General features: G+C 49.0%; 22 protein-coding genes and 1 tRNA gene. 10 read left to right on the top strand and 13 right to left on the bottom strand.

What is annotated here, in order from left to right:
* The first annotated feature begins 30 nt into the window (after window positions 1-30).
* Window positions 31-1,200, top strand: a complete 1,170-nt coding sequence (locus SYN6312_RS10295; protein WP_015124812.1) for a site-specific integrase — start codon at window positions 31-33, stop codon at window positions 1,198-1,200.
* Window positions 1,201-1,332: 132 nt separating this feature from the next.
* Here SYN6312_RS10295 and SYN6312_RS10290 read toward each other — a convergent pair whose 3' ends face one another.
* Window positions 1,333-1,815, bottom strand: coding sequence for a DUF29 domain-containing protein (locus tag SYN6312_RS10290; protein WP_015124811.1), 483 nt, complete (start codon window positions 1,813-1,815; stop codon window positions 1,333-1,335).
* Between the two features lie 147 nt (window positions 1,816-1,962).
* Between SYN6312_RS10290 and SYN6312_RS10285 the strand changes: the two genes are divergently transcribed.
* A complete protein-coding gene (locus tag SYN6312_RS10285; RefSeq protein WP_015124810.1) occupies window positions 1,963-4,623 on the top strand; it encodes a pitrilysin family protein in 2,661 nt (886 codons plus the stop codon).
* An 8-nt stretch (window positions 4,624-4,631) separates the two neighbouring features.
* Here the strand turns inward: SYN6312_RS10285 and SYN6312_RS10280 are convergent, their stop codons facing one another.
* Window positions 4,632-5,867 (bottom strand): efflux RND transporter periplasmic adaptor subunit, encoded by a 1,236-nt coding sequence (locus SYN6312_RS10280; RefSeq protein ID WP_253276337.1) that lies wholly within the window; start codon window positions 5,865-5,867, stop codon window positions 4,632-4,634.
* A gap of 399 nt (window positions 5,868-6,266) precedes the next feature.
* On the opposite strand from SYN6312_RS10280, the gene SYN6312_RS10270 reads away from it, so the two are divergent.
* The 3 genes from SYN6312_RS10270 to SYN6312_RS10260 all read left to right on the top strand — a co-directional run bounded on the left by SYN6312_RS10270 (window position 6,267) and on the right by SYN6312_RS10260 (window position 8,583).
* Window positions 6,267-6,509: a NifU family protein gene (locus tag SYN6312_RS10270; protein WP_015124808.1), complete on the top strand. Its 243-nt coding sequence runs from the start codon at window positions 6,267-6,269 to the stop codon at window positions 6,507-6,509.
* A gap of 315 nt (window positions 6,510-6,824) precedes the next feature.
* Complete coding sequence (locus tag SYN6312_RS18325; protein WP_015124807.1) at window positions 6,825-7,682, top strand: response regulator; 858 nt, start codon at window positions 6,825-6,827, stop codon at window positions 7,680-7,682.
* 133 nt (window positions 7,683-7,815) lie between these two features.
* The gene (locus SYN6312_RS10260) at window positions 7,816-8,583 is read left to right on the top strand and encodes an ABC transporter permease (RefSeq protein ID WP_015124806.1); all 768 of its coding nucleotides are present in this window, start codon (window positions 7,816-7,818) and stop codon (window positions 8,581-8,583) included.
* A gap of 29 nt (window positions 8,584-8,612) precedes the next feature.
* Here SYN6312_RS10260 and SYN6312_RS10255 read toward each other — a convergent pair whose 3' ends face one another.
* A complete protein-coding gene (locus SYN6312_RS10255; protein WP_015124805.1) occupies window positions 8,613-9,050 on the bottom strand; it encodes a 6-carboxytetrahydropterin synthase in 438 nt (145 codons plus the stop codon).
* Between the two features lie 204 nt (window positions 9,051-9,254).
* On the opposite strand from SYN6312_RS10255, the gene SYN6312_RS10250 reads away from it, so the two are divergent.
* Together SYN6312_RS10250 and SYN6312_RS10245 are read left to right on the top strand one after the other, a co-directional pair.
* Window positions 9,255-11,693 (top strand): 3'-5' exonuclease, encoded by a 2,439-nt coding sequence (locus tag SYN6312_RS10250; protein ID WP_253276336.1) that lies wholly within the window; start codon window positions 9,255-9,257, stop codon window positions 11,691-11,693.
* Window positions 11,694-11,822: 129 nt separating this feature from the next.
* Window positions 11,823-11,894 (top strand) — tRNA-Thr (locus SYN6312_RS10245).
* A 265-nt stretch (window positions 11,895-12,159) separates the two neighbouring features.
* Here the strand turns inward: SYN6312_RS10245 and SYN6312_RS10240 are convergent.
* Window positions 12,160-14,334 carry a pentapeptide repeat-containing protein gene (locus tag SYN6312_RS10240; RefSeq protein WP_015124803.1) on the bottom strand — a complete coding sequence of 725 codons (2,175 nt, stop codon included), beginning with the start codon at window positions 14,332-14,334 and terminating at the stop codon, window positions 12,160-12,162.
* A 117-nt stretch (window positions 14,335-14,451) separates the two neighbouring features.
* Between SYN6312_RS10240 and SYN6312_RS10235 the strand changes: the two genes are divergently transcribed.
* Both SYN6312_RS10235 and SYN6312_RS10230 read left to right on the top strand, forming a co-directional pair.
* Window positions 14,452-14,715: a hypothetical protein gene (locus tag SYN6312_RS10235; RefSeq protein ID WP_051020998.1), complete on the top strand. Its 264-nt coding sequence runs from the start codon at window positions 14,452-14,454 to the stop codon at window positions 14,713-14,715.
* 121 nt (window positions 14,716-14,836) lie between these two features.
* Window positions 14,837-15,331 carry a pentapeptide repeat-containing protein gene (locus tag SYN6312_RS10230; protein WP_015124802.1) on the top strand — a complete coding sequence of 165 codons (495 nt, stop codon included), beginning with the start codon at window positions 14,837-14,839 and terminating at the stop codon, window positions 15,329-15,331.
* Here SYN6312_RS10230 and SYN6312_RS10225 read toward each other — a convergent pair.
* Together SYN6312_RS10225 and hemE are read right to left on the bottom strand one after the other, a co-directional pair.
* Complete coding sequence (locus SYN6312_RS10225) at window positions 15,308-16,261, bottom strand: NAD(P)-dependent oxidoreductase (RefSeq protein ID WP_015124801.1); 954 nt, start codon at window positions 16,259-16,261, stop codon at window positions 15,308-15,310. The genes SYN6312_RS10230 and SYN6312_RS10225 overlap by 24 nt on opposite strands.
* A 3-nt stretch (window positions 16,262-16,264) precedes the next feature.
* Window positions 16,265-17,314, bottom strand: a complete 1,050-nt coding sequence (gene hemE, locus SYN6312_RS10220) for a uroporphyrinogen decarboxylase (protein ID WP_015124800.1) — start codon at window positions 17,312-17,314, stop codon at window positions 16,265-16,267.
* 142 nt (window positions 17,315-17,456) lie between these two features.
* On the opposite strand from hemE, the gene SYN6312_RS10215 reads away from it, so the two are divergent.
* Entirely contained in the window at window positions 17,457-18,746 is a 1,290-nt protein-coding gene (locus tag SYN6312_RS10215; protein WP_015124799.1) for an AmpG family muropeptide MFS transporter, read from the top strand.
* A 15-nt stretch (window positions 18,747-18,761) separates the two neighbouring features.
* On the opposite strand, the gene SYN6312_RS10210 is transcribed toward SYN6312_RS10215, so the two are convergent.
* From SYN6312_RS10210 to SYN6312_RS10180, 7 genes are all read right to left on the bottom strand, one after another.
* A complete protein-coding gene (locus SYN6312_RS10210; protein ID WP_015124798.1) occupies window positions 18,762-19,178 on the bottom strand; it encodes an anti-sigma regulatory factor in 417 nt (138 codons plus the stop codon).
* Window positions 19,179-19,182: 4 nt separating this feature from the next.
* On the bottom strand, window positions 19,183-21,156 hold the full coding sequence (locus tag SYN6312_RS10205; protein ID WP_015124797.1) for a SpoIIE family protein phosphatase: 1,974 nt from the start codon (window positions 21,154-21,156) through the stop codon (window positions 19,183-19,185).
* Window positions 21,157-21,299: 143 nt separating this feature from the next.
* On the bottom strand, window positions 21,300-21,626 hold the full coding sequence (locus tag SYN6312_RS10200) for an anti-sigma factor antagonist (protein ID WP_015124796.1): 327 nt from the start codon (window positions 21,624-21,626) through the stop codon (window positions 21,300-21,302).
* 26 nt (window positions 21,627-21,652) lie between these two features.
* The gene (gene glgX / locus SYN6312_RS10195; protein ID WP_041431411.1) at window positions 21,653-23,776 is read right to left on the bottom strand and encodes a glycogen debranching protein GlgX; all 2,124 of its coding nucleotides are present in this window, start codon (window positions 23,774-23,776) and stop codon (window positions 21,653-21,655) included.
* A gap of 9 nt (window positions 23,777-23,785) precedes the next feature.
* The gene (locus SYN6312_RS10190; RefSeq protein ID WP_015124794.1) at window positions 23,786-24,115 is read right to left on the bottom strand and encodes an anti-sigma factor antagonist; all 330 of its coding nucleotides are present in this window, start codon (window positions 24,113-24,115) and stop codon (window positions 23,786-23,788) included.
* Between the two features lie 4 nt (window positions 24,116-24,119).
* Entirely contained in the window at window positions 24,120-25,943 is a 1,824-nt protein-coding gene (locus SYN6312_RS10185; protein WP_015124793.1) for an AGE family epimerase/isomerase, read from the bottom strand.
* A gap of 31 nt (window positions 25,944-25,974) precedes the next feature.
* Window positions 25,975-26,574, bottom strand: coding sequence for a DJ-1/PfpI family protein (locus tag SYN6312_RS10180; protein WP_015124792.1), 600 nt, complete (start codon window positions 26,572-26,574; stop codon window positions 25,975-25,977).
* Window positions 26,575-26,583: the final 9 nt, after the last annotated feature.

The raw sequence follows: 26,583 nt of genomic DNA, 5'->3' as shown, positions 1-26,583 counted from the left end.
TCCAGAGATTTTTTCTGCCTTTTATCTATTATGTCTGCTAAAACTGGCAAGCACATTTCATTTTCAACCCAGCTAGACCAGGCCAATGCCCGCTTAAAGGTGGCTCGGTTGGGGGTTCAAATTGAACAGCGGGGCCAGAAACTTAATCTTCGGGGTATCTTTCCGCCAAAGCCAGAGAGTCACCGCCTTGTCCCCCATCAGCAACGCCTCAGTTTGGGTTTACCAGCCACCCCCCCAGGCCTAGACCAAGCAGAACAAAAAGCGATGGAAATTGCTCTCCTGGTGATGCAAGCCCGGTTTGATTGGCAGCCCTATCTTTCACCCATCCAGCATTTGGGGCCTGAGGCAACTGTGGTAGATCAAATTTCAGCATTCCAGGCCCATTTTTTTAACCAACCGCCGACAATTGGGCAACGCTCCACTTGGTCAACTGCCTACCGCCCCTATTTCCGTAAGCTCGAAATCTTAGCGGCAAACCGGACGAATCTTTCCCTGGCCGAATTGATTTACGCCACTGTCCAGGCCACACCCGCCAATTCTCGCAGCCGCCAGGCCTGTTGTACCGCGATGCAAGCCTTGAGCCAATTTTTAGAGCTTAAACTCCCCAAACCCTTAACCCACTTTGCCGGTCACTACAGCCCCAGCCGCACCCAACGCCGCCACCTCCCCAGTGATACCGAAATCCTCCATTACTACGAGCAAATTCCCAACCCGGCCTGGCGGTTTGTCTATGGCATCATCGCCACCTATGGGTTACGCAATCATGAGGTCTTTTTTTGTGACTATGGCAGCTTGCGGGATCAGGAGCCAGAAGCCGTGCTTGAAGTCCTAGATTCCACTAAAACCGGGGGGCATCAGGTTTGGCCCTTTCAGCCGGAGTGGGTGGAAAGGCTTAATTTACAGAACATCAACTTACCACCAGTGAATACCGACCTGAGGATAACCACACTCCAACGGATTGGACAACGGGTCACCCAACAATTTCGGCGTTATCAAATTCCCTTTAGTCCCTACGATCTACGCCATGCTTGGGCCGTGCGAACAATTCATGTGGGTTTACCCGATACGGTTTCCGCCCGGATGATGGGCCATTCCGTGGGCATTCATACTCGTACCTATCATCGTTGGATTACCCGGCGAGATCAACAACAGGCCGTCACCGCAGCCCGCCAACGCTGGGAAGTTTTGCATGGGAATTGAGCACAACCCTGTCCTCCCTAGCTGGTCTGAAATGGGGCTGGGAAAATTACGTTTCTTTTAACCATTCAGCAAAAGTCTTAGGCCAACTTAGGGGCAGCATTGAGCGGCTCCGGTGATATTTATTGCAGTATGTTACTCTGGCGGCGTTTGCGGGCCCAACTTCAGGAGTAATTCCGGTGAAACTAATTCATCAATGGTTTGGGTCAAGCTCCAGGCCTGGGGAAAGGTCACATTAGGATAAGCTGCGTTGACTTCTTCTAGGGCATCATGCCAAATTTCAGAAAATTGCTCGTGGGCATAGTTTTTTAAGCTGGGCGAATCTTTCAGAATTTGCCGGAGTTGTCGTTGCTGTTTCCGAATTGTAGCGTCCCAACCACGGTAATCTGGCTCAGACGGAACATAAAGACGTTTCAGATAGTGGCAAAGCAAAACAAAAAGGCGACTTCTTAGCTCCCGGCGTTCTCGATTAGCCAAACTTTCAATTTCCTCAATTAAGTTCTCAATATCTAATTGGTTAAAGTCGCGCTGCTGGAGTCGGGTGAGCGTCTCTTGATACCACAGCACTAAATCCTGTTCATAGAGCTTATGGGAAATTTTAGTCGGGGTGAGGGTCATAAAGACTGGCCTGGATGATGTTTTAATAAACGGAGTCGCTACCAATAATCATAAAGCAGGCACTAAACTTCAGTCTTTTGGCATTAAGTCCCCAGAGGCAGAGACTTCAGAGATAATCAAAAGACATAAACCCCTATTTTTGTCCCTATGTCCTCAACCCTTACTTCTGTGTCCCTGACCGTCAATGTGATTAAGACTGAACTGGACAATGGCCTGGTGGTGTTAATTAAGGAAATTCCCACGGCCCCGGTGGTGAGTTTGCAGGTGTGGTATCGGGTGGGTTCAGCCCAAGAAGCCCCAGGCCAAAACGGAATTGCTCACCAACTCGAGCACCTGATGTTTAAGGGAACCCAGGCCCGGCCGATTCAATTTGGGCAGTTATTTAGTGCGATTGGCAGCCAAACCAACGCCTTTACCAGCTACGACATGACGGCCTATTTCCACACGGTACGGGCTAGCCAACTCGAACCCTTGTTAATCTTGGAAGCGGATCGGATGGTGAATACGGATCTTTCCCCCAGCCATCTCAGCAGTGAAAAACGGGTGGTGATCTCGGAATTACAAGGCTATGAAAACAGCCCGGAATATCGCCTCAGTCGGACTTTAATGAACTACCTCTATCCCGATCATCCCTATGGGCTACCGGTGGGGGGAACAGTTGCGGATGTGGAAAGCTTTAGTTTAGAAGCCGTTCAAAGCTACTATCGCCAGTTTTATCGTCCTGACAATGCCGTGCTTGTCATTACTGGGGATATTGAAACCCAGGCCACGCTGCAACTTGTGACAGACATTTTTGCCCCAATCTCCCGACCGGATTTTCCCCTCCTGCCCCATAAACCGAGAACACCCCGCCCCGGCCTGGCCCCAACCACTCCGATCATTCTCTCTGAACCGGGTAGCGCACCCCTGTTGCAAATCCTCTATCCCTTACCCCCTTGTGACCACCCAGATTTTGCTGCAATTGAAGTCTTGGATGCGATTTTAACGGCCGGCCGCAGTTCCCGCCTCTATCAAGCCCTGGTCGAAACGGGATTAGTCAGTTCTGTCAGTGCCTATGCCGCCGGATTACAGGCCGGGGGCTGGTATGAGCTAGATGCAGTCGCCACCCTAGAAACCAGTCTAGAGGAAGTTCTGGCTGTCCTCCAGGCCGAGATTTGCCAAATCCAAACCGAGTTCGTTTCCCAAGAGGCGTTAGACCAGGCCAAGACCCAACTCCAGGCCCACTTTATTTTGCGCAATCGCGACATTGACAGCCAAGCCGGCCAGTTAGCCTACGATCAGGTGGTGACCGGAGACTACCACTTCAGTGAAAAACTCCTCACTCGGATCACCCAAGTCACCGCCGCCGACATTCAACGGGTGGCCCAAACCTATCTCAGCCCAGACAACGCCATCGAGGGACGGTTTATTCCCAGCGAACTCACGGCCACGCCGCCCCAAGCCAGTGGCATGCAAACCAGTGAAAACTTCAGCCCAGGGATTCCCGTTGACCCGGCCACAGTGGCCCAATTTTTACCGCCCACCACCCATGAGCCGCCCCAGTCCCACCTGGCTCTCCCGGAAAAATTCACCCTCAAAAATGGTCTGAGAGTTTTACTGTTACGGGATACCAGCACCCCCACTATTACCCTGAGTGGCCATATCCAAGCTGGATCCGTCTATGATCTGCAAACTCGACCCGGAGTCGCGAGTCTGACGGCCGGAAACCTAGCCAATGGGACAAAAACCAAATCGGCGTTGACCTTGGCCCAAACTTTAGAATCACGGGGGGCTGGCCTGGATCTAGCCGCCTTTCGGGAAGGAGTGGATGTGGATGGTTATGCCCTGGCCCCGGATTTGCCTTTACTATTAGCAACCTTGGCAGATATTCTCCAAAATGCCACCTTTCCAGACGCAGAATTTAACCGGAGTCGCCAGCGAGCCATCACCGATTTACAAATGGACTTGGATGATCCGAATCGCGTTGCCCGGCGCGTCTTCCAGCAAAGGGTTTATCCCGCCAATCACCCTCTCCATTCCTTTCCCACCCTAGAGGATCTCCAGGCCATCACTCGCGAGGATTTAATTCGCTTTTACCATCAGCAATACACCCCTGAAAATACCATTCTTACCTTGGTGGGTAATTTTGAAGTGGATCACGTTCTGGATGAAATGGAGCGTTTGTTCGGGGCCTGGGAGAATCATCCCCAATCCTTAACCTTAGAGGTTCCCCCCGTTCACTTCCCCCCTCAGAATTCATTTCAAAATCCGGTTTTACCCGGTAAATCCCAGGCCATTACCTATCTCGGTCATCAAGGCATTGAACGCCGAGATGCGCGCTTTTACGCCGCCCTGCTCCTCAACCACATCCTGGGCGGGGATACCCTGGCCAGTCGTTTAGGGGTGGAAATTCGCGATCGGCTCGGCCTGACCTATGGGATTTATAGCTACTTTGCCGCGGGTCAATATCCTGGCCCCTTTGCGATTCAAATGCAAACAGCCCCGGAAGACACAGCCCAGGCCATTACGGCCACCCTGACCCTCTTAAAACAACTTCAAGAAACTGGCATTACGGAAGCCGAACTCATGGCAGCCAAACGGACTCTCATGAATAGCCATCCCGTGGATTTAGCAAATCTAGATCAATTGGCCCGCTCAATTTTGGCTCAGGAAATTATTGGCTTACCCATCACCGAAATCCGGGACTTTCCCAACCATTTGGCGGCTGTGATGATGGCGGATGTGGAGGCGGTTCTTCAGGAATTAATTCATCCCGACCAGATGGTGATTGTCAGTGCTGGGCCTGGCGTTACAACTCCAGACATTTGAATTGGGATTTAACTTTCTGAGAGGACGCTGGCTCGGACTGTATCCCCAGATTTTAAGGGACGCCCACTCCGAACCACATAGCGTTCCCCTGGTGCCAGGCCAGCGACAATTTCTACCTGCCCATTGCGACGATTACCCAACTGCACAGAGCGCAACTCAACCTGATTATTTTTAACTACATAAATTTTTCCTTCTTTGGCAGAGACATTGCCCTCCTCTTCACCCGCCAAGGCAGCTTGGGAAATAACAACTCGCTCTTGAATTTCTTCTGCAAAGGTGACCCGCGCTAGTAGGCCAGAACCAAACCTTTGTTGGGGATTATTGAGGAGGATTTCAACCGGAACCAGTCGGGCTATGGCATCGGCCGCTGGGGAAATGCGGCTAATTCGACCCGTTAATCTTTCGGTTTGGGCGGTATCAAGGGTAATTATGGCTTGTTGACCCACTCTAAGATCGGCAATTTCCCGTTCCGATAGCTCGACAACAACTTTTAATTGGTTCAAATTGCCCAGGCGCAGTAACTCACCCCCCGGTTGCACGAGATTCCCCGTTTCCGTCAAGCGCTCTAAAACCACCCCATTGAGGGGCGACCGAATCAGGGCATATTGGAGGCGGGCTTGGGTTTGTTTGACGATGGCCGCTTGGGCTTGGACACGACCTTGGGCAATAGCGACCCCCTCTTGGGCTGTCCGCACTTGGGCCTGGGTGGAGGCGAGGACTTGGCGTTGGGTTCGGGCGGTGGTTTCGGCCTGTTCGGCGGCCTGGGCTGCAATGGCTCCACTGGCTAACAACTGTTTTAAGCGGGCGGCATCGGACTGGGATTGCTGTAGATTAAGGCGGGCTTGTTCAACGGCAATTCGGGCATTATTAACTTGGGCCTGGGCCTGGACGACCTCACTGCGGCGGGCGGCTAATTCGGATTCGGCTTCAATGACGGCGGCGCGTAACAGGGCGGCATCCAAGCGAGCTAAGATCTGTCCCCGGACAACCCGATCTCCCACATCTACCCCTAAGCTGAGCACCTGTCCCTCCACCTGGGCCCGCAAGACCACATCCTGATTGGGGCGTGTTGTCCCCGTAAATGTCACCCTGCTGCCTAAGGTTCCAGGTTTAGCCACTGCCAAATCCACAGGGATTTCAGAAGAAACCGGCCTGGCCGTCGCATTAGGAGAGAGTGAAGTCTGACATCCCGCGCTCCCCCAGGCCAGAGCGACTAATAATATCCCTTGTGTAAAAACGGTCATCCGGTTCATGGCCAAAATTCTCCCCACGGCGACATCCCACTATTAATGAATGCTTTGGGCCTCTTGTCATTGTCAGTTCGCTTGTGATCCATCCCAATGCTAACCATTGCCTTTTTTAATTGCGAACATTGCCTTGGGTCAGACGGCTCAAACAGGGACTGGCCCAGGCCTGGGGAGGTGAATTCCTGAGAGCTTGAATTTTCCTGACGAAAGTTGAATGTTAAACTAGAACGTGACAGATGCAAAGCTACAGCGTTACCCATATCAGTCTCAACAGGAGCAAGCCAGAGAATTTTCAGACCCTATTCCTCAGATTTTGACTTGCTCACATCGGTCTGTACAACGCTATTCTGAACAACGCGATAAAGACAAACTCATTCATCTCCCCTTGAGGTATCTATGGCTGCAACGTTAGAACTCACCCACGAAAACATTGAAAAAGTCTTGGATGAACTCCGCCCGTATCTCATGGCTGATGGCGGGAATGTCGAGGTGGTTGAAGTGGAAGGGCCCATTGTCCGGTTGCGGTTGCAAGGGGCCTGTGGCTCTTGTCCGAGTTCAACCATGACGTTACGAATGGGCATTGAGCGGAAATTAAAAGAGTCCATCCCCGAAATTGCTGAGGTTGAACAGGTTTTCTAAGCAGATTCATCGGATATTTCAAAAACACCTATTGCTTTAGACGGGCTAGCGAGGGCTTTGGTTCAATCCGTTAGCAGCTTTTTCAACGTTTTTCAGAGCCTGGCTACAGACCCAGACCCATCTGGGAAAGACTACAGCCGCGCCTCCAGAAACCTATTGATCCCTTGTCTCGCAGCTTTTAGTGGGACAGGGATTTTTTGATGGATGGTCACTATCTGGCCAACGTGCCTAGGATCACAGGCTGGGCATAGATTGATCACTGTTCCTTACGGGTAGGCCTGGGAGAATCAATCCTATGTGATGGATTACCCACCGATGAGTCCTGCTTCCTTAATAGCTAAACCCATTCCCCAAAACCAAGTTGCGGCTCCCTTAATTGCTTGTATTGACGATAGTAGGACGGTGCAGCGGCAGATTTCCCTAACCCTCACGGCCGCCGGGTATAAAGTCTTGCCAATTATGAGTCCCACCCAGGCCAAGGCCCAACTCCTGGCCACTCCCCCGGCACTGATTTTGTTAGATATCGTCATGCCTGAGGTAGATGGGTATGAGCTTTGTCGGCAAATTCACCGGACTCCCGCCCTGGCTGAGATCCCCATTTTGATGCTGACGGCTGTGGATCACCCCATTTTTCGGATTCGGGCCCGCGGTGTTGGTGCTGAGGATTTTTTATGTAAACCCATTGCCCCCGATACTTTGCTGGCACACCTGGAAAAACTACTGCATCTCGGTCAATTTCCAACTAGGAGACCTCCCATGAGACAGAATTTTGCGATACCCTCCCCAACTCCGACTCTTGACCCAAAGCCCTATTGGGACTTGGCTAGCCAACGCCTGGGCCTGAGTAACCGCCAACGCCAAACCTTAATTACAACGGGTCAAAAATTAGAGCGGGCCCTGATGAATCAACCCCAACGGGCCGATCTCTGGGAAAAGCTGGGGATGGTGTCCTACTTGCTGAATCATCTCACCCTGGCAGTTTTGTCCTTAAATAATGCCCTCAAACTCATGCCAGAAAACCATTACCACCATCGCAATTTGGGCTGGTTGGCGGAAGAGTTGCGCGAGATTGAATCAGCCATTCAGCATTACCAGGCCTGGTTAGGGGTCGTTCCTGATGATGTTTATGTCCAAGGTCGCCTAAAACTAATTCAAGAGTCAGTCCAGGCCTAAGGTTTTAGCGGCCCCAAGAAGGCTACCTGTCCCAAGCGGGGTAAAATACAGAGCAAGTCAAGGTAGAGATTCATTCCGAGACCGAAAACCAACTCAATTATTACCACTAAAGATAATTCTTTGCGTTAGAGCTATGGATCGGATTTGGGTTCTTGGGCGTAATGTTTTCCAGGCCACCTTTCGGGAACGGGTGCTCTACATCACGGCCCTGTTTGCCATCGCCCTCACCTTGGCCGTGGTGTTACTCAGTGAAGTCTCGGCGGGTACAGAAAATAAAATTACCCTTGATGTGGGGATAGGGGCGATTAGTCTCTTTGGCCTGGTGGTGACCGCTTTTGTCGGGAGTGGCCTGATCAATCGGGAAATTGACCAACGCACCGCCCTCGTGATGATGGCTAAACCCATTAGTCGAGCCGAGTTTATTATTGGCAAACATCTGGGCCTGGCGGCGGTTTTGGCGGTGTTAGTGGCCTTGATGACGGTGATTTTCTTTGCCCTGATGAGTTTTAAGGGTTTTAGCTATCCAGCCGGGGCGATTACCATTGCGGCAATTTACATCATTTTAGAGTTGGCCCTCTTGGCGGCCGCAGCAATTTTATTTGGGGTCTTAACTAGTTCTTTGATTGGGACATTATTGACCCTAGCCCTCTATTTTATGGGCCATTTCAGCCAAAACCTGATTACATTACAGCAACGGATGGAAGATGGGTTTGTCAAATCTTTAATTAACACGATCTATTTAGTTGTCCCAGATCTGTCCCGCCTTGATCTGAAAAATGATGCAGTCTATGGAATTTTGCCAGGTTCTCAACCGTTAATTGTCAATGGAATTTATGGCCTGGTCTATACGGCGTTGTTACTCTCCCTGGCTACATGGATTTTTTCACGGCGTGATTTCTAAAAATAGTGGCTGGGATTTTCCGTCGCGCTTTAACCCCAATATTCAGCAGAATTAACCGCTGTTTCTTCAATGCGGATGCGTTCAACTTGAATCCGTGGATCAGCGTTTACGTCCCTTAAGATGTGACTGGCCTGGTGATATAAAAACTCAGCTAAACATTCTGTTGTCGGGTCGGTCGCAAGGGTAAACAGGCGTAAATCTGGATCACTGGCCTGGAGTAGTTTAACGAAGGGATCTGCCTCACACAAAACCAAGGCATGATCTAAATATTGATCTAACCAGGCCCGCCAGACGAGCTTTAATTGCCCGAACTCAATGACCATGCCCTGCTGATCTAACTGTGGAGAGTGTAACGTCAAAATAATTTGCCAACTATGCCCATGAATACTCCGGCACTTAGGGGAGTTCTCGGCCTGCCAAAAACGATGGGCCATTTCTAAGTTGTGGCGAATTTCCAAGCGAAACATGAAATCAAAACAGTCACTCGCTTCCTAGTCTAATCTATCGCTACGGAGCCGTTTGGGACCTGGGATATTGACCTATTGAGGTTTGTGATCCGCTTAACAATGGAGATGAGTTGCTGGGGATTAGGATGTGTATACCTTGACAGCCAATAGGTTTGCCCTAATATATTATACAGGAATATTAATTGTCGGGTTATTGATATCATTGTGTCCGACCCAATCTCTATGGAACTCAACCCCGCACAGGCCGCCATTGCCCAGCATCTCCAGGGTGCAATTTTAGTCTTGGCTCCGGCTGGGACTGGTAAAACGAGAGTATTGACCGCCCGTTTAATTCAAGCCCTCAAGGCAGGGTTTCAGGCTCAGGATATTCTCTGTCTCACCTTTACCAATCGAGCCGCGCAGGAAATGAAGACCCGCGTTCGCCAAGCGATTCCTGACCAGGCCGAGCATCTGACGATTAAAACCTTTCATGGTCTGTGTGCTTGGATGTTACGGCAAGAAGCCACTGCGATGGGTTTACCGGCCGATTTTACGATTTTTGATGATAGTGATTGCCAAGAATTAGTCCAACAGATTTTTAACCTGAGTGATGCCCGAGATGTTAAAAAGTATACCCGTGAGTTGATGACGACTAAAAGTCGCGGGTATTGGCAGGATGGTGACGGCTGGTTAGGGGTATTCCGGGGCCTGGGGGACTATGCACCACAGGGGGTTAAATACCAACTGGCCCTTCAAAAACGCCATGCCCTCGATTTTGCTGATTTAATTTACTATGTGCGCCGGATGCTACGGACTGATCCGGAAATTGCCCAACGCTGGCAGCAACGGTTTAAGCTCTTACAAATTGATGAAGTTCAAGATACCCACAGTTCTGAGTATGAAATTGTCGCCCATTTGGGACGAGGTTCCGGCAATATGGCCATGATTGGAGACCTGGATCAGACGATTTTTGAGTGGCGCGGTTCAGAACCAGATTTAATTTTGTCCCAGTTTCGCCAAGAGTTTCAGCCCCAGGTTTATGAATTGGCCTGGAATTATCGGGCGACCCAATCTCTCTTAGCCACAGCGGATCAATTTGCCCAAAACTTTGCCCATCGCCACACCCAGATTACGGCTGCTCCCAGTTGCCCGGCTGGCCCACCCCCGATCATCCACCAGGCCCCGACTGCCCAGGCTGAAGCCGATTGGATTGGCCAACAAATTCAAGAGATGGCCCGTAAGTCCCCAAATTTTAGCTATAGCCGCACGACTGTTTTAGCCCGCAATCATTTCCGTCTGGCCGAGATTAGTACCAGCCTGAAAGCGATGGGGATTCCCTGCCTAACGGTGGAGCAATTTGAATTTTTCCAACGTCAAGAGGTCAAGGATGCTCTCGCCTTAATACGCTTATTGTTAAATCCCTTTGATGCGACGGCCTTACGGCGACTGTTACTACAATTAGTGCCGCAAATTGGCCTGGGGACGATTAATACAATTCAAAAACAGGGCCAGGCCTGTGGGTTGTGGTTAACAGATTTAATTGATTTACCCACCCTAGAAGACGGTGATCCCTTTCAGGGGATTCTCCAGGCCCAGCAGTCGGGCAAGATCATTGTGTTTGATGTCGAAACGACGGGCTTGTCGGTGGCGGAATCGGAAGTGATTGAAATTGCGGCCCAACGGTATGACGGCGGGGAACATACCCTCAGCTTCCAACGCTTTATTACAAACCTCAAGCCAGTCGGGGAAACCGAAGCCATTCACGGATATAGCGATCAGTTTTTAATGATTCGGGGTCGGCCAGCCAAGGAAGTGTTTCGGGAGTTTCAACGCTTTGCCCAAGGAGCCTATTGGATTGGCCACAACCTGGGTTTTGATATCAAGATGATCACCGCCCACGCCCGCCGGGTTGGTCTAGAGTTCAATATTTCCCGCTGGGGAGATACCCTCAATTTAGCCCACCGCTTTGTCCAGGCCCCCAATTACAAACTCGCCACCCTGGCCAAGCATTTTCAACTGAAACAAACCCCCACCCACAAAGCCGATGATGATGTCCGCACAACGGTTGAACTACTGAATTGTTTATTACCCCTGACCATTCCTGGCCGGCCCCAACGTCAAGCTCTGATTCAACGCTATCAACGGCAGTTTTTTCCGTTTGCCCGACAACTCTACCAATGGCGACAAGCAAGTGACCAACTCCGGCCGGGAGAGTTAATCCGCCAAATCATCCAAGACTCTGGATTATATCGCCATTACAGTAGTCAGCCGGAACGCCTAGAGAACTTGGATCAACTCATTGATGTCTTTACAGAGCGGGATCAAGCTCAACTCCATCCCCACACAGCCCTCCGAGAGATCATCGAATTTACAGCCCTGACTCGGAATGTTGACCGGCTCACCCAGGCCGAGAATCTTGTCCCTTTAATTACAGTTCACCAGGCCAAGGGGTTGGAGTTTGATCGGGTTTTTGTGGCAGGCCTGGCGGATGGAGAATTTCCGAGTTTTCGCAGTGTCCAAGAGGGCCGGCTTGAAGAGGAAAAACGCCTGTTTTATGTTGCCTTGACGCGGGCTCAGCAGCAACTTTATCTCTCAACCCATGAGCAGGATGATAGAAGTAAGAAAGCTCCCAGCCCCTTTTTAACAGCCTTGACCCAGGCCTGAAGCGAGTAGAAAGGTATTTTCTCTGCATTAACCAAGTTGGATGGAGCCTAAGTGTAATTAAATTTCAACGAGATTGAGTCTGAGCCAGCAAACTTACAAAATCTTGATGCTAAAATGGGGGGCCTGGTTGCCGATGTAGCTCAGTGGTAGAGCACTCGATTCGTAATCGAGCGGCCGTGAGTTCAAATCTCATCATCGGCTTTTTAGCAACAGCTTCTTTGAGAGGATCGCCTTGGGAAATACATCCCGGTAAATCAGCCAACATGACCGGATAGTAATTCGTTTTTAGATATGAGATGGTTAGAGCATGATTTGGATGGTCTTATGGATGAACTCAACCCATGTATTGATGCTTATCTAGATCAAGACAGACTCAGCCCGCCTTAGCGGTAAAGATGACCCTAGAAGGATTGACGCATCAGCAGATGATGAATATTCTTCAAGTTTCATCAAGATAAAGTCGCCGTTAAAAATAAATAAATAAATTCAGGCCGGGAATGGTGCGGGATAAGGTCCAGAACAGCAGGCCAATGTAGGGTAAACCCAGGCCCCACTGATACCAAACCAAACTTCCGACCAGGCCAGGTAACTGTTGATCTCGCAAGCGCACATCATTAAAGCCAAATTTGAGAAAGTTAATTAAACTGAGGTCGAAATAGTTTAGTCCTGTCCAGCGGCGACCCCAGAGAATTGGCTCATAGCGTTCCCGAAAAAATGGAAATCTCGGCATAATCGGTAAGCGACCAATGAGGAGGCGAAACTGCCGCTGACTGCCATCTTCCACGAAATAACTAATGGTCATCAGGTCATGATAGCGACCTTTGAGATAGATAATCAGCGTTAAAACGAGGGGAATTGGCACAAGAAACATGACTAAACAAAGCCACGTTAACCCCGGATTGACGGCAGAACGCATGACTAAACTACTCCCGACTAACCCCAAGCTGATCCCGCCTAAAATCATGACCATTGTTTCCACCAGGCCTGGCAGGATGGGAGTTGGCCGCCACCGTCTAATCCGATCCACGGCCCAAAAGACCAAGGCAAAATAGGCAATCGCGACCAAGCCCACCCCAAAGATTAATCCAAACCGACTCCCGTAGGCCGTAAAAGCTAACAGTAAACTCAAGCCCAACCATTGCCAGAGATACCCCCAATAGGCAGTTAAGGAGAGCGCCGGAACAACATTTACCTTGGCCTGGAGTTTGACATAGGTGGCCAGATCAATCACATTCCGGTTAAGTAAGTCACTGAGATCCGTAAAGGGTTTTTGGGCCCGCTGGGCGAGAACTTGCGCGGTCTGCGATGGTGTAAATCCTAGCTGCTGTAATTGAGACTCAGAGAGTTGATTCAAATTCCGTTGCCAAAGGGTGCGGCTGAGTTCTTGCCAGTGGCGGAGTTGGCCCATGAGTTCAATGGCATTGGCATCTTGAATTTGTTCCAACTGGCGGAAGTTACGGACTAGATTACGAATAACGGTTTGATTGTTGCGGTAGCTAGGCAGGGTGAAGATGGCCCCGATTTTGCCCGGAGTTCCCAATATTTGGGCAGTTTTGGCATCAAACTCCAGGTCAGGAATATTAATTTTGGCCTGGGGACTAAAGCTGGCATCACTGAGATCAAGTTGGTTGAGAATGGTCGCAGCCCGCAGATTCATTTTTTCTTGGAGTTGCATCCCCCGAAAACTGATCATCTGGTTAAAGCTGGCCTCTGGAAAAAATACCGATTTCTGCCACTGACTACGATTAAAATTAACCGTTCCTAACCAGCGGGTTTGACTAAAATCTGCATTACCTTGCCATTGTGAACGGGAAAAGGTGGCGGACTGCTCGAAAATGACGCGACTAAAATTAGCACTGTCACGAAATTCACTATTACTAAAGTCAACGGATTGCTGCCAGCGAGTTTGGGTCAAGTTGATTTTCCGAAAAAAGATCGTGCCGCGCCAATTACTGGCCTGATGAAATTGACTCCCACTCCAATTACAGGCCTGGCTGAAGCGACTCCCAGACCAGTCGGACTTGCCGAAAAAATCTGCATTCTGCCCTTGGATTGCTCCGAGAAAGAAGGTATTTCGTCCAGAAACTAGGCCCTGGAATTGGGTTCGGTTGAGATAGACGGCTCCCCGCCATAAGCGCAGTTGTAAATCATCTTCACGGTAATCTTGACTTAACAGTGATCGGGATAAGCGACTCAACTGGAATAATCGTTGCCGATCCTGATTAAATTGAGCTTGTTCAGCAGCAGAAAAATTAGGAGCTAGGGCCTGGCCTGTTAAGGGTAAGCGCACTCCCAAGGCCCCAAACTGCCAATCACCACGGATCACCGCATCACTTAAATCCAGGCCCCAGGCCTTGCCCGCGCGTTGTAATTGGGTTGCCAGCAAGGAATAGAATTGGTCGCGAAAGGGGGCATTTTCGGGACGTAAATCAATTTGAAATTGTCTTAGATCTATAGTGGGTTTGCCATCTAAAGTCATTGGATTTTGGAGCCGTTGTTGAAGTGTCTCAAGGGTCAATAAAGGATGTTCATCGGCTAGGCCTGGCCGGGTTAAACCTATCCAAAGTAAAATACCAAAAAAGATACTCCAAAAGACTCTCTTAACATTGCTATTGAGAGAATATCCCTTTGGGTTAGACATAAGAACCAAGACAGTAAAATCCTCAATAGAGGTGACGACCTATCCCAGATGTTGATCCTGTAACAGGCTCTGGACAATGTTTGCTATGATTGTATTACTCTTGCTGACAAAATCCCCATGAGTGAGCCAGAATTTCAAACCCAAGTCTTAACTGAATTACGCAGCATCAATCAACGCCTCGATCACTTAGAAGCTGATTTGGCGGCCTCTACCCAGCGGATGGATAAATGGGAAGAACGCTTTTTTCAACTCTCGCGCGATAACCTCATCATTGCCCGGACGGTGATTGTGGCGGCGGCTTCGGTGGTGATTTTTGGCAGCTTACTCCAAAATGCGGATGCTTTGATTGGGGCAGTTACAAAGCTTTTAGAGCGAGCCTAAGTTGCTGGATGAGTGGGCATAACTCTCTGAACATTCCGCTCCAGGCCTGGGAAATTCAAACTCCCTAGGGCATAATGATGGGTAATCTAAGGATAGTTATTGCTCCGGTCTGGGATGGGTTATGGCAAGTTTCTGCAAAAATGTTACTAAAACGAACTGGTTAACCGGGTGCTGTATCCTGGGCATCTTGGTCAACTTTGTAACCCCAGGCCTGGCTGCCAAACCGGAAGACCTCCAACAACTCAACCGCACCGGTAACTGCCCCAACTGTGATCTGAGCTATGCCAACCTCAATGGCCGGAATTTCAAAGGGGCTGATCTGCAAGGCGCAAATCTAAATGCGGCAACTCTCAGAGGGGCGAATCTGACGGGAGCAAATTTGACCGGAGCCACCCTGACCAATGCCGATTTGCGGGGGGCGCGCTTTAGTGGTGCGAATTTAACCAATGCCAGCTTGGCCTGGGCCCGAGTTGAGCGGGTGCGGTTTGATCAGGCGAACTTGACGGGGGCAATTTTAGGCGGAAGTAAACTGGCTGGGGCTTTGGATTTAACGGGTGCAACACTGCCCAACAGTCAGCCTGCGTTCTTTGCTTTACCGACTCGCCAATCCCGCTGATTGAGTCATCCGCAGTAAATCCGTCAACGTACCACAATAGGGACTCAAGCCTAAGCTCTGGGGGTTGATAACTTCGTCATAGCTAAAGTGCCGATACTGGAGACAAAAATAATCCCAGGCCGCCATCTGGAGGCCAAAAACCCTGATTAAAATATTCACCAACCACAATCGGAGCGGGAGTTGAAAATAAATTCTCTGTCCAGTAAAGTCACACATTTCTTGCAACATTTGACTAACTGTTAAAGCCGGATTTCCCAACACTAAGCGCGGGCCTAGGGCCACTTCCGGGTGCTGAATGAGATAGGTGATCACCTGGGCAATGTCACGACCGTGGACAATGTGAAAACTCCCATCCACATCAAAACATTTGGCCAACCAGAGCCATTTGAGCGCTTCCCCCAGGCCCCCCGTAACATGAGAGGTCGGTTTGCCATCGCCGCCACCCCCAAAAACCAAAGTGGGAAAAAGCTCCACAATCCGATCCGCAATGGGTAAACTTTCCAATTCATGGAGACATTGATACTTGGAGCGAATGTAATCAGTGCCAATTGTGCCCGCTTCGGCAAGAGGATTAAGTTGACGATCTAGAACACTTGCAGTAGAAAAGTAAAAGACTTTTTGGCAAACGTCTGGATTTAACGCTGCCATTAAGGCCAAGGTTTGCGTGACATTCACCTGGAAAATTTCTGGGCCGCCCCACATGGTTGCAGTCAGAATGGCAATGTTTAGCGTTGGGAGCAAATCCGCCAGGGGTTCTAGATTGAGCATATCCCCCTGAATCACCGTAATCCCAGGCCGGGCCGTCACATCCAGGTTTAACTTCGCCGGATTCCGCACCATGAGAAATAATTCATGATCAGTCTGCTGAATCAAACTTTCGGAAATGTAGTGACCAATGCACCCACTGGCTCCCGTAACTAAGATCCGCAAGGGTTAATAGCTCCCCGATTTGACCAAATCAAACAAGTAGGCCACGTTTTCTTCGGGAGTCTTTTGGAGAACACCATGACCTAAGTTAAAAATATAGCGAGAGTCCCCGGCCTGGCGAATAATATCGGCTACCCGTTCTTTAATCACATCGGGACTGGCAAATAGAGTCACAGGGTCGAGATTGCCTTGAATGCCAATGTTGGGGCCGAAGCGTTGCCGGACTGGGCCAATATCCACCGTCCAATCCAAACTGACAATATCCACCCCACTGGCGGGCATTTTATCAAGGATTGCGCCACTGCCATTGATGTAAAGAATTACCGGCACATGGGGGTAAATCGCTTTCACACCCCGGACGACCCGTTGTTGGTAGGGTAGAGCAAAATTGGCATAGTCCCGCTGGCTGAGTTGACCGGCCCAGGAATCAAATAATTGCACCACCTGAGCACCACAATCAATCTGATAGCAAAGATAGGCGGCAATGGCATCGGCCAGTTTTCCGAGGAATTGATGTAAGAGATCCGGCTCCTGATACGCCATAGTCTTGATGACAATATAATCCTTAGAGCTTTTTCCCTCCACCGCATAGGCCGCTAATGTCCAAGGTGCCCCAGCAAATCCTAAAACGGTGGCTCTATCTCCCACTTCTTTTCTCAGGGTCGTTAAGATGGGGCGGATGAATGGGCAGGCAACTTCTGGTTCAAGGGGGGTTAAGGCATCCACCTGGGCCTGGCTGCGGATCGGCGGATCAATGATTGGCCCTTTACTTTCGATGATGTCAAAGGGAATCCCCAGGCCGGGTAAGGGCGTTAAAATATCTGAAAAAAGAATGACCCCATCGGGAGCAAAGGCCCGAAACGGTTGGAGGGAAATATCAATGGCTAAGTCGGGAATTTCGGAGCGATCACGAAAAGAGGGGTAACGATCCCGCAAGTCTCGATAGACCTTCATATACCGGCCGGCCTGGCGCATTAACCAAATCGGGGGACGATCTAGGGTTTCCCCTTGAGCGACGCGCAACAGATGCGGGAGTACCGAGGTCGTTGTCCCCACGTTTTTAATTCCTTGAAATTCAGTACATACTCTAGTCTATGCCAGGCCGGGACTCCTGAAAAGTCTTTAGTCGGTCTGCCAGCGGTCTCTCACCCCCTGTATAGTGCTATAGAAGCGCAATCTGGCAATATCTACCACATTTATGGCAAAACTTGGCTTTAATCCCCTCCAGTCCCTCGCGGCCGCCATCAAAGTATTTGAAAGCAAAAAAATGGCAGTTGTGCTCTTGATGGGTTTTTCCTCTGGATTGCCTTTTTTCTTGACCAGCCGCACCCTCCAGGCCTGGATGACCCAAGCGAACGTAGATTTAACGGCCATTGGGTTGTTTAGTTTGGTCGCGCTGCCCTATTCCCTCAAGTTCCTCTGGTCGCCCCTATTAGATCGCTATGTTCCCCCCTTTTTAGGCCGGCGGCGAGGCTGGTTGGTTGTGACCCAAATCGGTTTGCTGCTGGCAATTGCGGCCATGGCATTACAAAATCCAGCGGTGGGATTGCGGCTGTTGGCCATTAATGCCTTACTCATTGCCTTTTTCAGTGCCAGCCAAGATATTGCCGTGGATGCCTACCGGACAGACATTTTAGAAGAGTTAGAAATGGGGGCCGGGGCTGGGGTTTATGTTTTGGGCTATCGGATTGCGCTCCTGGTAACGGGGTCGGCAGCGTTGATTTTGGCGGATCAAATGCCTTGGCCCTTGGTTTATCTATTAATTTCTGGGCTGATGATTGTCGGGATATTAACCACCTTTTGGGGAGAGGAACCGGCAACAGATGTCCCTGCGCCCCCCTCTTTGAAGGATGCGATTATTTTGCCCTTTGGTGAGTTTTTCCAACGGTTTGGCTGGGGCAAGGCCCTGATTATTTTGCTCTTTGTCTGTTTCTATCGCTATGGGGATGCTCTGATTGGGAATATGGTGACTCCCTTTTTATTAAAAACTGGGTTTAGTCAAACAGAAATTGGGGCCTGGCAAGGGGGCCTGGGCCTGGTGGCAACCATTGTCGGGGTCTTGGCGGGAGGGGCGATTATTAGTCGGATTGGGATTCATCGGGCCCTGTGGATATTGGGCTTTCTCCAGGCCTTGAGTAATCTTACTTATTTTGCCTTGGCTCAAGCGGGACAGAGTTATGGGCTGATGATTTTAGCGATTAATGTGGATAACTTTTGTGGCGGCCTGGGAGTAGCAGCCTTGACAGCCTTTCTAATGAGTTTATGTAATCCCCGCTTTTCCGCCACTCAATATGCCCTCTTGTCCAGTTTATTTGCCGTTAGTCGAGATATTTTTACCGCCCCCGCTGGCCGACTGGCAGAGATGATGGGTTGGCCCTTATTTTTTCTCTTTACCTTAGGGGCTGCCTTACCCGCCTTGGCCCTGTTGCCCTTTTTTGCCCCCTGGCAGAGCCATGAAGAACCTCCCCTTCCCCGGCCTGGTCAGTAACTTTTGATTTGTTTTCTATTCGATATGAACTAAAAAGGAGCTAATGTTCTTATCACTCTGAACCTGGTAACTGAATTCATCCACATTTTGTAGGGCTAGAAAAATGCCCAAACCACCAATAGGACGTTCTTCAATGGGTTCTTCTAAAATAGATTCATCAAAGTTACGCTCCCGTGGATCATAGGCCAGACCAGAGTCAATTAAAATAATTTTCAAAAACGTTGGCGCAAGTTCAGCACTGACTTCCAGACCAACGGGGGAGGATTGATTCGCATAACCATAGTTAATAATGTTTGTCGCTAACTCGTCCACTGCTAACCTTAAGCGATAGGCTTTCTTTTGGGAAAGTCCAGCAACTTTGGCCACATTCAGGACATATTTACCAATTGGTTCCAAAGAGTCTAACTCGGCGGGCAAAACCAGGGTTTCCATAGGATTAATTCCGATAAACTACCAACATCGTAATATCATCGAACTGAACTGCATCAGCAATATGGTCTAACAACTCTGAGCGCACACATTCAAGAATATTGACATGATCCTCATAATGCTGAATGAGTAATTGTTCAAGTCGCTTACGCCCAAAAAACTTCCCATTGGGGCAACGGGCATCCGTCACACCATCGGTATAACCCACTAAAAGATCACCTAACTCAAGATTAATGTGATGGCTGGGGAACGTAGATTTCGGCATCATCCCCACTGCTGGCCCCGAGGACTTTAGTTGGTGTTTAATGCCGGCCTGGTTGAGGACATAAACTGGCTCATGGCCAGCATTGATGTAGGTTAACGTTCCAGTTTTAATATCAAGAACGCCGAAAAATAGGGTCGCAAACATCGCCATGCTGGAATGTTCAGTTGTAATGTAGTCATTAGTTAAGTAAACTGCCTTGAGAAACTGATGCACGAGCGGATCCATTCCGTCCAAAATATCTGTAGGATCATCATTTAAGCCTCGATTATCAATGTAAATTTCTGATGACATCCCCGCCCCAGAGAAGACCCGCAAGAGGCTCCGAAAGAGGCCCATAAACATCGCTGCACCGACACCTTTATCGCAAACATCGCCAATCACCAGGCCAAGGTAATTGTCATCTAACGTAAACGCATCGTAAAAATCTCCAGACACAGAGCGGGCTGGTTCAAATAAACCCGCAATATCCCAACCCGCTGCTTCCGGTAGATGCTCGGGGAGAAAATCTTGCTGAATTTGCCGTCCTTTTTCTAATTCCAAGCGGTAAACAGCATCTTTAACCTCTTGATCAATCAGATTTTTAAGTCGGGACTGCATATTCATAAAGCTTTGCGCCAATGTCCCAATCTCGTCTTGGCGGTGAATATCAATCACATAGTCCAAATTTCCATCGGCAATCGCGCTGGTGGCCTGGGTTAGAGCAGTAATCGGGACGGTGCTATGATGAATAATCTTCCAGGAACTATAGGCAACAATGATCCCAATGAAGGCCACTAGAATTAAACCCACCCGATTAACATCGGCAATGGCTGACTGAATTGTTTCTTCAGTATTAATTAAAATCAATCCCCATGTTCGATTATTTCGATATTTAATCGGCATTGTAAAGATAAACTTTCCGTCAGTATAGGTGACGCGCTGTTCCCCAGACAGAACTCGTTTTTCTGCTGGCAAATTCTGACGATTTTCTAATTGACTATAGGCGATGTTGCCAGTATCCGCATAAATCCAACCCTGATAATTGACAAAAATAATCCGATCAACATCAATTGATTTACCGATATCATTAACAAACCTTGAAATGGCACTGAGCGGAATACACTCCAATAATACTCCTACTTGTTTCTGGCTTTCTGGAGATACTATTGGCATAATCAAGCAATCTTTGCTGTCTTCAATAGTGGTGTTTCTTGTCAGGCGGTTCATAGGCCCGCCGCGAGCTTGAGATTCTGAAAGCCATGTTGGAATCTTGTCAAAAGCCTGGAAAGAATTTTTGGGACTCTCGGCAATTAACTTTCCTTGCATATTAAATACGCTAAAATTCCCTTCCCAGTGATGAAACTGAGCAAAATGCTGGAGGAGAACCCCAGATTCTTTTTGATTAAACTGGATAACGGCTGGATGAGAGGCTAAAAACTCGGTATCAAGGCGGCGCTCACGATCGAGTCTGCCCATCAGTTCGGCCAGTAACTTGCCCCGACTGACGAGGTCTAGTTCAGCCAACTTAATTAACCGCTCCTCTGTGTAGAGATCAAGCCAATAAATTCCACCTAAGGACACTGGAATGAGGCAAATGAGCAGTAAAAAGACAATTCGTAACTGAATTGAGCGGGCAATGGGGTTGTTGTGCTTGATCTGGGTTAATTTTTTAAGCACGCCTTGCCGAAATGTTTGAATTTGACTTTTAATCGGCTTCGCATCTTGAGAAATAGTCATAGGCCATTAACCCTAGTATCCAGGCCTGGCTGAAGGGCTAATTTCAATGACAGTTGAAGGTATCGGCTATTCATTAATCTAAAGATATGACATCTAAAGTTAAATAAGCAGCAAAAAATAGGTATTGAATGCCTAGGCCTAATTTAACTAGCAAAGTCAAAGGTATCCACTAAATAAAAGCTTTGGTGCAAACCTGTTTGATCAATTGTATCCTGCACCATTTCTTGGGCCCCAACAATATAGATATTGACACTAGTGCCCATTTTTTGTTTGGCAAAAATCAAAACCCGTAACCCAGCACTCGACATATATTCCAGTTCTGCCATCAGTAAAACTAAGCGTTTAATTTCTGCCTTGGCGATCTCTTCAATTTTCTCCTTGAATAGGGGCGCTGTGCTGCCATCTAACTCACCGATCAATGTAACCTTACCCAAGTCCCCTAAAACTTCTGCTGCAATTGTAAATGCCATAGTTCCTCTCAATAATATGTGTGCAGTTATTTTGCCAATAAAATGACTAGGCTCCGATCCCCAACTAATAATCCAGATTGCGAGTCTAAACGCGGTTCTGACCCAGGCCAGTGAATATCCTCAGGTGGATGAGCACCTGTATTGGCAAACACATACCAAGCTTTACCCACAGATGTGGCAGGTAATTCAAACCAGAGGCTTTCATGGTGCATATTCATCGCCACATAGATTTGATTATCTTTAACTTTGCCCCCTTTGGCGTGGTGACCACAGAGCATAAAAGCCAGCACCCGACTTTCATTAGACCAATCCGCATGCCAGGCCCTAACTCCATGCCAACTAATATCTGGCAACCCTGTCCCTAAATAGTCACGGTTTTGGTAATGTTCAGGGTTTCGTAACACTGGATGGGACTGGCGAAAGGCAATACAGCATTGAACAAAGCGAAACCAGTCTTTTTCTTTTTCGAGTAAGTTCCAGTTCAACCAATTCAACGGGGAATCATGGCAATAGGTGTTGTTATTTCCGTATTGCGTCCGACCAAATTCATCCCCCATTAGGATCATCGGCACACCCTGACTCACCATCAGAATCGCCATCGCATTTCGCATTAGTTTATGGCGCAGGGCCTGGACATAAATATTATCCGTGGGGCCTTCAATACCGCAATTCCAACTGTAATTATCATTCGCTCCATCATTGTTGTGTTCGCCATTGGCCTCATTATGTTTACCGTTATAGGAAACCAAATCAGCTAGGGTAAACCCATCGTGGGCCGTGATGAAATTAATCGAAGTCGAAGGGGGACGGCCAGCGGCTTGATAGAGATCCGGAGATCCCTGTATCCGTTGGGCCATTTCCCCGACCAGGCCCAGATCGCCTTTAATGAATTGACGCACCGAATCCCGATATTTACCGTTCCATTCCGCCCAACGCCCGTAATTAGGAAAAGATCCCACTTGATAGAGTCCCCCGGCATCCCAGGCCTCGGCAATTAGTTTCGAGCGGGCCAAAATTGGATCAAAGGCTAAGGTTTCCAGCAGTGGTGGATTGGCCAACGGAAAACCCCAGGGATCGCGGCCCAAGATAGAAGCTAAATCAAAGCGAAAGCCATCGATATGAAACTCTGCTGTCCAGTAGCGCAAACAATCCAGCACCATGCCCCGGACAATTGGATTATTACAATTCAGGGTGTTGCCGGTGCCGCTGAAGTTAAAGTAATATCCCTCTGGGGTAAGCATGTAATAGGTTTTGTTATCAATCCCCCGGAACGAGATCGTGGGCCCGCGCTCATTCCCCTCAGCCGTGTGATTAAAAACCACGTCTAAAATAACGGCAATTCCCACCTTGTGGAGTTCTTTGATCAGGGTTTTGAGTTCATCGGTTTGCATCCCAAATTTGCCAGTAGCTGCATAGCCTGCCTTGGGCGCAAAAAAGTTAACCGTGCTGTAGCCCCAATAATTGAGCAGGAGTTCGCCAGTTTCGGGATGCCGCCGACTGTTTTCAAACTCATCAAACTCAAAGATTGGCATTAACTCGATGGTATTCACACCTAGTTCTTGCAGGTAGGGAATTTTGTCCCGAATCCCAGCAAAGGTACCCCGATGACTTTCTTTGATCCCGGAAGATTCATCTTTGGTAAAGCCGCGGGCGTGCATTTCATAGATGATCATGTCCTCGAGGGGAATATCTAAGGGACGATCATCCTGCCAGTCAAAGTCATCAAAACTAATTCGGCCCCGGTGTTGGTAAATATCGTTCCAATCTGGTTGGACACCCCAGACATCCCGACCACTGACAATTTTGGCGTAGGGATCTAACAGAATTTTGCTCGTATCAAACCAATGCCCGGCCTGGAAATTATTGGGACCATCCATCCGATAGCCGTATTCCAGATTTTCGTAATCCAGGTCAAACACGGTCATGCAAAAGACATTGCCAATCCGAAAGGCCTCAGGAAAGGGTATCTCGGCAAAGGGTTGAGGTTCTTTTTTGTTAAAGAGGACTAAGGTACAGGTCGTGGCATGACTGGAATAGATCGCAAAATTGACCCCACCGGGAACGAGCATGGCCCCAAAGGGAAAGGGTTGACCACAGCGGAGTTTGCGGCCGTTGATCTGATGGGTAGGGTGAATATCAATCCGTTCAATGGACATGATTTACAAGGCCGCCTTGCCTGCGTCTAGGGTGTCGCGAATCGTAAAAAACTCCAAAAATCCTGTGACAGACATGGTATCAATCAGTTCCTCAGAGAGGCCGACCAAGACGAGTTGGGCTGAATTGGCTGTGGTTTGACGATAGAGAAACAGGAGTAACCGTAACCCGGCACTGGACATATAGGGAACCTCGGTCATATCCAAGATGATTTTGGTATCCGGTACAGCGAGGGGCATGATGGCCTGGTGGACTTGGGGTGCAGTATTGGCATCCACTTCCCCCTCTAGGGTGACTAACTGAAATCCATCCTCGGCTTTGATGTCAATGTTCATAGACTCAGGACTTGGGGGCTAAACGAACTTTCACCTTGACCCGTTCTTTTGTCTCGGGCAATTTCACCGTCAGGGCCTGGGAATCAAAATCAGTGTAGGCTTTGCCGTCAATTTCCACAGACTCAAGCAAGATCGATCCCGGTGGCAAAATATCCGGTGAAACGCGCAAAATCCGATCTGGGAAGCCATTGGGTAGGGGCTTAAAGTAAAAGTCCATTGGGTGCTTGGTGATCAGGAAGTTGGTATAAACCGCCGCCAAATAACAGAGTTCAAAGGAGTGATAGCCGCTCATGGAGTGGCTGCCCTTGGCCCGCTCATTCCCCCTAGCCAGATAGGAAATCCCATTAGCTAGGACATTAAAGTAAACACCGCCATCCTCCAAGTCTAAGAACCAGGCGTTATAGAAGGCCGCAGCTTCTCGACCTAGACGGTGATAATCATCATGCTCAAGGATACCCCCCAAAATCAAATAGGCGAGAATGGCTTGTTCCTGTTGCCACCAGGCCTTGCGATCATGCCAGACAAACTGATGGAATTTACTATTATTGGTGAGTAACCGCTCGACCGTATCTGACCAGCCGCCCCGTTGTTGATCACTTCCCACCGAGGGCATCAGATCCGCAATTTTCTGAGCCAGGCCCACATACTGTTCCTTAGGTTTGAGGCTCTGCATCCGCATCAGGTTCCAAGCAATTTTTAGGTTATGGCCCACCACTGCCCGATTTTGCTGCCAGCCCCAGGTTGTATCGTGGGACCAGTCTTCATAGAACCGCTCTTGAACAAAGGGACTGTTTTCATAGTCGGGAAAATACTTTTCAATCGTGTCGAAGGTGTACTCCAACATATCGGCGTATTTCTGCTCACCCGTAGCCAACCAAAGATTGATCAAATAGGCCGGTGCATGATCCCCAACGGAGTTCCAGTTTTTCCGAGCTTTGTTGCGACCGAGGGAGTCACTGCGAGGATCCAACATCAAGGGGTCAATGTGGGAGAAATAGCCACCGTATTCAGACTGGTCGAGAAAGAACTTATCAAACAGCTTGATGGTTTGTTCGGCATCCGACAGAATCCGGGGGTCTCCAGTGCAGCGATAGGTTTGGATTGGCCCGGCTAAGGCATAGATCTGTTCGTAGGCCGGAATCGCATCGTAATCGTCGCCAAACTCAGAGGCAAAGATTTTGAGTTCTTTTTCCCCTTGGACATCAATGCCGTGATACCAGTAAATAATGTCCTCATCCCGGTCCACAAAGCGCATATGATCCCGGAGATATTCGGTGCCTTTTTCTGCTGCTTCTAGGAACACTTCATCCCCGGTCATCATAAAAGCCGTGGCAAAGCCGTAAACCAGACGGGAAATAGTATCGGTTTCTTGGCGAAATTTGACTGAGGAGCGTTCCCCGCTCACTGACAAATCCGTCCGATAGTTGCGGTAATCAATTTCCTCTTGGCCAAATTGGGCCTTGACGTAGAACTTACCGAGGGCGTTGATCTGCTGAATCCACCAGTCCTGCTTTTCAAAGACATAATCATCTTCTTTTTTACCGGCAAAGACGACTTGCTTGGCATCAAAAACATCGGTATCGGGATAAAACACCCCATAGACAAAGAGAAACCGTCCCGGTGTTAACCAGGCCCGCATCGTACTCGTGGCATCGGGATAGCCTTCATCAAAGTTTTGAATCACCTTGGCATAGGCCATTGGACTCAGTTTGACCGGAAATTCCCGGCCATCAGAGGTTTTCAGGCCAAAAATGTCGGTTTCGGTGTCGTAGCTGGTTACATAGCCCGCAATCAAGTCGGAAAAGGGGAAGTTAATTTGGGGTGCCATAGGGTTGGAATCAAAGGAGGACTAAGCGGGACTAAGCGGCATCGAGTTGCTCGACAAAGACTTTGACAAATTCTTCAATCATGCCGGGATGTTTGCCTGTAATTAAGTTGCCATCAATGACGAGATCCACGGTTTCATCGTTTTCGATCACAACATCGGCTCCGGCATTTTCGACATCACAGACAATATTATGGGCGCAGGTGACTTTCCGGTCTTTGAGCAAGTCGGGATCGGCACAAAATAACCAGAGGCTATGGCAAATCGTTCCCAGTTTTACCCCTTCAGTGGCCATGGCTTTCCGGAGAAACTCCACCGCTGGCGCTTCATTTTTACCGCCTTTTTTCACCTTCACCTGATAGCGCAACCGATCCATGGCATAAGCCCCAATGGCAATGATCCCCTTGTAGTCGCTGGGTTCAACATCATTGACTTCGGTGGTGACGGTGGCATGAAATTCAATCACATCATTTTCAGGGTTAGAGCCAAAGGTGAGTTGCGGCTGTCCCCAAAGATGGCTGAGATATTCCACTTCATAGCCGTGGGCGGGGAAATATTCGTTAAACCATTTGTACTCGGTGGCATCAAAATGTTCTTCGATCAGAACCCCGATTTTGCCCTTAGTTGCGGTCATAGTTGCCTT

Source organism: Synechococcus sp. PCC 6312, assembly GCF_000316685.1.
Classification (GTDB): Bacteria; Cyanobacteriota; Cyanobacteriia; order Thermosynechococcales; family Thermosynechococcaceae; genus Pseudocalidococcus.
Note: the sequence above shows the minus strand (reverse complement) of the source record. Positions and strands in the feature narration are given on the sequence as shown.